This window comes from Mesorhizobium sp. M2A.F.Ca.ET.037.01.1.1, assembly GCF_003998075.1.
Taxonomy (GTDB): domain Bacteria; phylum Pseudomonadota; class Alphaproteobacteria; order Rhizobiales; family Rhizobiaceae; genus Mesorhizobium.
Genome location: NZ_RZSA01000443.1, coordinates 1 through 5,140 on the forward strand (window position 1 = coordinate 1; position 5,140 = coordinate 5,140).

5 protein-coding genes are annotated in these 5,140 nt (G+C 64.1%); 1 reads left to right on the top strand and 4 read right to left on the bottom strand.

What is annotated here, in order from left to right:
* Positions 1 to 383: 383 nt before the first annotated feature.
* The 4 genes from EOA27_RS20945 to EOA27_RS20960 all read right to left on the bottom strand — a co-directional run bounded on the left by EOA27_RS20945 (position 384) and on the right by EOA27_RS20960 (position 4,287).
* Positions 384 to 1,568, bottom strand: a complete 1,185-nt coding sequence (locus EOA27_RS20945) for a mandelate racemase/muconate lactonizing enzyme family protein (RefSeq protein ID WP_126078652.1) — start codon at positions 1,566 to 1,568, stop codon at positions 384 to 386.
* Between the two features lies 1 nt (position 1,569).
* Entirely contained in the window at positions 1,570 to 2,673 is a 1,104-nt protein-coding gene (locus tag EOA27_RS20950) for a mandelate racemase/muconate lactonizing enzyme family protein (RefSeq protein ID WP_126078651.1), read from the bottom strand.
* 15 nt (positions 2,674 to 2,688) lie between these two features.
* The gene (locus tag EOA27_RS20955; RefSeq protein WP_126078650.1) at positions 2,689 to 3,378 is read right to left on the bottom strand and encodes a GntR family transcriptional regulator; all 690 of its coding nucleotides are present in this window, start codon (positions 3,376 to 3,378) and stop codon (positions 2,689 to 2,691) included.
* Positions 3,379 to 3,495: 117 nt separating this feature from the next.
* Positions 3,496 to 4,287 (bottom strand): 2OG-Fe(II) oxygenase, encoded by a 792-nt coding sequence (locus tag EOA27_RS20960; protein WP_245467176.1) that lies wholly within the window; start codon positions 4,285 to 4,287, stop codon positions 3,496 to 3,498.
* 100 nt (positions 4,288 to 4,387) lie between these two features.
* Here EOA27_RS20960 and EOA27_RS20965 point away from each other — a divergent pair.
* The coding region (locus EOA27_RS20965) for a LysR family transcriptional regulator (protein WP_127257051.1) at positions 4,388 to 5,140 on the top strand (753 nt) is incomplete at its 3' end.

Sequence of the window (5,140 nt, forward strand, 5' to 3'; positions counted from 1 at the left end):
GGCAGCGACAGGCCGAGCAGGCTGCCGTGGCGGACGAATTCGCGGCGGCTGAGGCGGCCGTCGACAAGGCCGTCGATCAGATGGTTTTCGAGGGGCGTGCGGCCACGCCGCAGCAGATCGAGAATGCGATAGTTCTTGCTCATGGGTCTATGCCCTTTCCCCAGTTGTTGTGGTTGGCGAGTGCATTCCAACTGATGAGTTCCGTGGAGTTCTCCTGTCCCGGCACTCATCAGTATCGGTCGATATACAGTAGCATGCGGTTCCGACCGATCCATCCGCTGGTTGGGACGGAAAAGTCAGATTTTCTTGATGAATTGTCTGTCGGCCAGGCGACTTGTGGCCGCCTTTTTCCGGATAAGTCCTGCTAGCTTTTCGACATCCTCCTAATTCAGCGGCAGTCTGCGATAGGCCTCGGGCTTTTCCGGGTCGTGATATTTGTTGCAGGGGCCGTTCTCGACGAAATCGCGATGGCAGGCGGCGAGCCTTTCTTGCGACAGCGTGACCCCGAGGCCATGGCCTTCCGGCACCGGCACGGTGTTGTTCTTGGGCGCGAACGGGCCTTCTTCGATGATGTCCATCGGCTGCATGCGAAACAGCGACTGGTTGGGTTCCCTGATCCAGCCGAGCGCGGCGCACAGATGCAGGTAGCAGGCGCTGCCGATGCCAGTGTCGCCGCTGTAGCACCAGTAGTCGATGCCGGCATGCTCGCAGGCGCCAACGAAGCGCAGCATGCGGTTGATGCCGCCATGCGCCGTCGGGTTGCCGACGAAGGCATCCGGCACCTTCAGCTCCATCGCCCGCGCGACGTCGATGTTATGGGTCGAGAACGGGATCGAGGTGTGACGACGCAGCTCGCGCATCTCCTTGATGGTCGCGACCGGGTCCTCCCAGTTGCGTACGCCGAGCTCCTCCAGCGGCCGCGCCAACTGCCTGGCGGTCGCCAGCGAATAGGCCTGGTTGGAATCGATGCGGATCATCGCGCCGCCGCCAAGCTTCCTGCGGATCAGCTCGACCATCTTCATCGAAATTTTCGGATCATGCGTCGAGAACTTGCCCTCGAAGAAGGTCGTGCCGTGGCGCTCATAAAGTTCGACGCAATAGTCGGCGACTTCCTCCGGCGTCTTCTCGCCCTTGACACTGGCGCCATCACCGCGCAGCGAGAAATAGTCGGTGAAGGGGATGTCCTTGCGCACCGCGCCGCCGAGCAATTGGTAAAGCGGCTGCTTCCACGCCTTGCCGCGCAGGTCCCACAGCGCCATCTCGATGGCGCCGAAAGCCATGATGCGGGTGCGGTCGTTGGTCGACTGCACGCCGCTCCAGAATGGCAGGCAGACTTCCTCCGCGCCGGCGATGTCGAAGGCGTCACGGCCAACAAGCCTCGGCGCCAGCACGTCGTTGACAATGGCCGCCGCGCCCGGCGCCGGCGCCTCGCCGATGCCGACAAGCCCGTCCTCGGTCTCGACCTCGACGATGGTCGGCGAAAAGCCGTCGAGCTCGCCGAAGACCCAGACATAAGGGGCCTCCAGCCGGTAATTGATCGGGGTTGCCTTGACGCGCCTGATCTTCATGTCAGCCGATCTCGAAGAAGGGTTCGCCGAGCAGGCCCGGATCCACGTCGATGCCGAGGCCGGGGCCGTCGGGAATGCCCATATGGCTGCCGGTCACCGGTGGCGCGTTCCTTGCCGTGCGCACCGTGACCCATTCGTGGAAGGCGATGGCATGCAGCCGGCGCTCTGCCGGTGTCGACAGCGACAGATGCGCCACGGCGGCGGTGTCGATCTCGGCGCCGCCTGTGTCTTCCACGGTGATCATGAAGCCGAGGTCCACGGCGACGTCGCGGATCAGCCGTGTCTGTGTCACGCCGCCGAGCCGCGAGATCTTCAGCGTCAGCCCGTCGGCGGCACCTCGGCGGTGGATTTCCAGCATCTCGCCGAGGGACGTGACGGATTCGTCCAGCACCATTGGCTTGTCGAGCATGCGGCGCACCGACATGTTCTCATCCAGAGTGGTGCAGGGCTGCTCGAACGTGTAGTCGATGCCTCGCGTGGCGTCGGCGAACTGGCGCGCCTGGTAGGGCGTCCAGCCGGCATTGGCGTCGCAGAAGATCACCGTGCCCTTGGGCACCGCCGAGGCGACAGTCGTCACCCGCTCGATGTCGTCATGCACATTGCCGCCGACCTTGACCTGCAGACGGCGGCAGCCCTCGGAAAGGATCCGCTTGGCCAAAGCCGCCATCTGATCGAGCGTGCCGTGGGTGACGACCCGATAGGTCTCCGCCATATCGCTTTCGCGGCCGCCGAGCATGGTCACCAGCGGCATGTCGGCCGCGCGAGCGGCGAGATCCCAGCACGCCATGTCGAGCGCCGACTTGATGTAAGGGTGGCCCTTGAACACCGTGTCCATCAGCCGGCCGATGCCGGCAAATCCGCGCGGATCCTGGCCGATGAGATGCGGCGCGATTTCCGGCACGCCCGCGCGCGCTCCCGCCGGGAAGGCGGCCGAATAGAAATTGCCGAGCGGCGCCATCTCGCCCCAGCCGGTCACACCGCTGTCGGAGGTGATGGCGACGATCACCGCATCGAAACAGTCGGCGACGCGTCCCTTGGACATGCGGTAAGGCCCGTCCACGAAGGGCTGGACGACATGGTAGGCCTTGATGCTCTCGATCTTCACTTTGCTGTCCGTCTGTCAGTTCTTCGATGTGCGCTTTTCGAGGCCGCGCGCGTATGAAAGCAGCTCTTCGAAATCGAGATCGATATGCTCGCGCGCATGGCGCTGGGCGGCGCGCATGTCGGCGCCTTTGAGCAGCGCCACATAGGTTTCGTGCACATCCTCGGCCGGCACCGGTTCGTTGCGCGCCCGCTGATGCAGGGCGAAGTACATCTGCAGCCGGCTCGTCAGCCGCTGCCAGGTCTCGAGCAGCACCGAATTGTCGGCCCACTCGTAGATCAGCCCGTGCAGCTGCAGCGCCGTCTCGATCTGGCGCGTGGTGTCCACCGCCCGCGTCGCCTGCTTCACCGCCTCGTGGCGGCGGTCCAGCTCATCCAGGAAGCGTGGGTCGCGCTGCGGCCAGGCAAGCTCGATGGCGAATTCATCGAGCACCTTGTTGAGCGAATAGGCATCGATGATGTCCTTGGCCGTGACGTCGATGACGAAGGTTCCGGCATAGGGGATGCTGGTCAGGATGCCTTCCTGCACCAGCTCGCGCATCGCCTCGCGCAGCGGCGCGCGGCTCACCCGCATCTGTTCCGAAATCCTGAGCTCGTTGAGCTTCTGCCCCGGTTCCAGCTGTCCGGTCAGGATGGCGCGCCTGAGCAGGGCGACGATCTCCGCCCTGCGCGTCGTATCCGCGATCGGACCGAAATCCAGCTTTGCCATAGGTCGACCCCCGGGAGGAATTTCTGCAAGACAAGCAGATTGTCGACAATCTAACAAGAGCTTTTTGACCGAGATCGGCGAGTTGTGGAAACTGTTTCAAAATCGCTCTGGCGAGTCTCAAGCGGCACGGCCGTAGAAGCCGATCCGCTCCTCATCGGTGAACATCACGCCGGGACGTTCGTAGTAGGAGAACACCGCGATCATTCGCTCGCGATTGCCCTCGACCGTGGTGACGCGATGCGCGGTGTTCTTGCCGCGGAAGACGTTGAGCGTGCCGGCCTTGATGCGCAGGATTTTTGCTTCAGGGTCGCGCCCCTCGAGCAGCTTGGCGACCCCGTCATAATTCGGGTCGCAGTCCGAGCGCAGGTCGGTGCGGTACTCGAAGTCGCCGCCGCGCTCGGGCGCCTGCAGCAACAGCGTCGTGGTGAATTCCGAGCGGTCGAAATGCCAGTTGAGCGCTTCGCCCGCCCGGTAGCCCATGACGTTGGCCCGGGCCAGCGGATCCTGCATGACATGCAGTTTCGGCTTGTCCATCGTCGCCGCCAGGAACCGCACCAGCGGCTCGTATTCATAGATCGAAAGCACAGTGCTGCTGGCGATCTGGTCGGCGCAGACCGTATGGCTGATCGTCTCGACCTTGCGCAGCGCCGGATGGTCGGGCGCCAATTCCGGGATCGACGGCTTGAAATAGATGTTGTGCATGCGCCTGTGGACATGCGAGCGCGTGTCCATCACCGGCCGGATCTCGGCGACGGCCTTCTCGGCGATGCCGGGGCGCAGGAGCCCTTCCAGGTTGAACATGCCGTTGGCCGCAAGCGCGGCCTTGGACTCGTCGACCAGCCGTTGCCATTCAGGGCTGCCCTCGCGGTGCAGCGGATAGCGGTCCAGGTCGAGAATGGTTTCGATCATAGCGTCCTCCAAAATCTGAGGTCACTACACCGCAAGGAAATCTTTGCGGCAACGGGGAAAATTGTTAGGCTCTCCCAAGAAAATCTTTCGAGGATGGTGCGTGGAAAAGCTTCCGCCTTTGAATGCAATGCGGGCCTTCGAGGTCGCGGCCCGCGCCGGCTCCTTCACGCTTGCCGCCGGCGAGCTTGGCGTCTCCTCGGCCGCAGTCAGCCAGCAGATCCGCAACCTGGAAGACTGGTTCGGCAAGCAGCTCTTCGTGCGCAACGGCAACCGCATCGCGCTGACCGATGCCGGCCACGCCATCTATCCGCAGACGGCGCATGCGCTGGGCGAGATCGCGGCGGTCGGCCGGCGCATGCTGGAAGGCGGCTTGCGCACGCGTCTCGTGGTGAGCGTGCCCTTCTCGCTTGCCGAGCTTTGGCTGGCGCCGCGACTGGCGGTGCTGCTCGACGGCTTTCCGCAAATGGCTATCGATGTCCGCGTCGAGGACGATCCCGTCGATGTGGTGCGCCAGAACATCGACCTGCGTATCTCATATGGCGATTACCACTATCCGGCGCTGAAAATGGTCAGGCTCGTCCATGACGAGGTGCTGCCGGTCGCAGCCCCCGACTTCTGGCAGCGCTACGGGAACGGGTCGCCCACCCTCGCCGATGTGCATGAGAGCCATTTCATCCACACCAACTGGGGGCCGAACTACGCCTCGCATCCGAGCTGGGCGGATTGGTTCGCCGCCGCGGGCGGCAACCGCGCGCCCGACCCGTCGCATGGCCGCCGCGTCGGCCTGTCCAGCCTGGCGATCGGCGCCGCGCGGCTGGGGCTGGGGATAGCGCTCGGCCAACGGATCATGGCG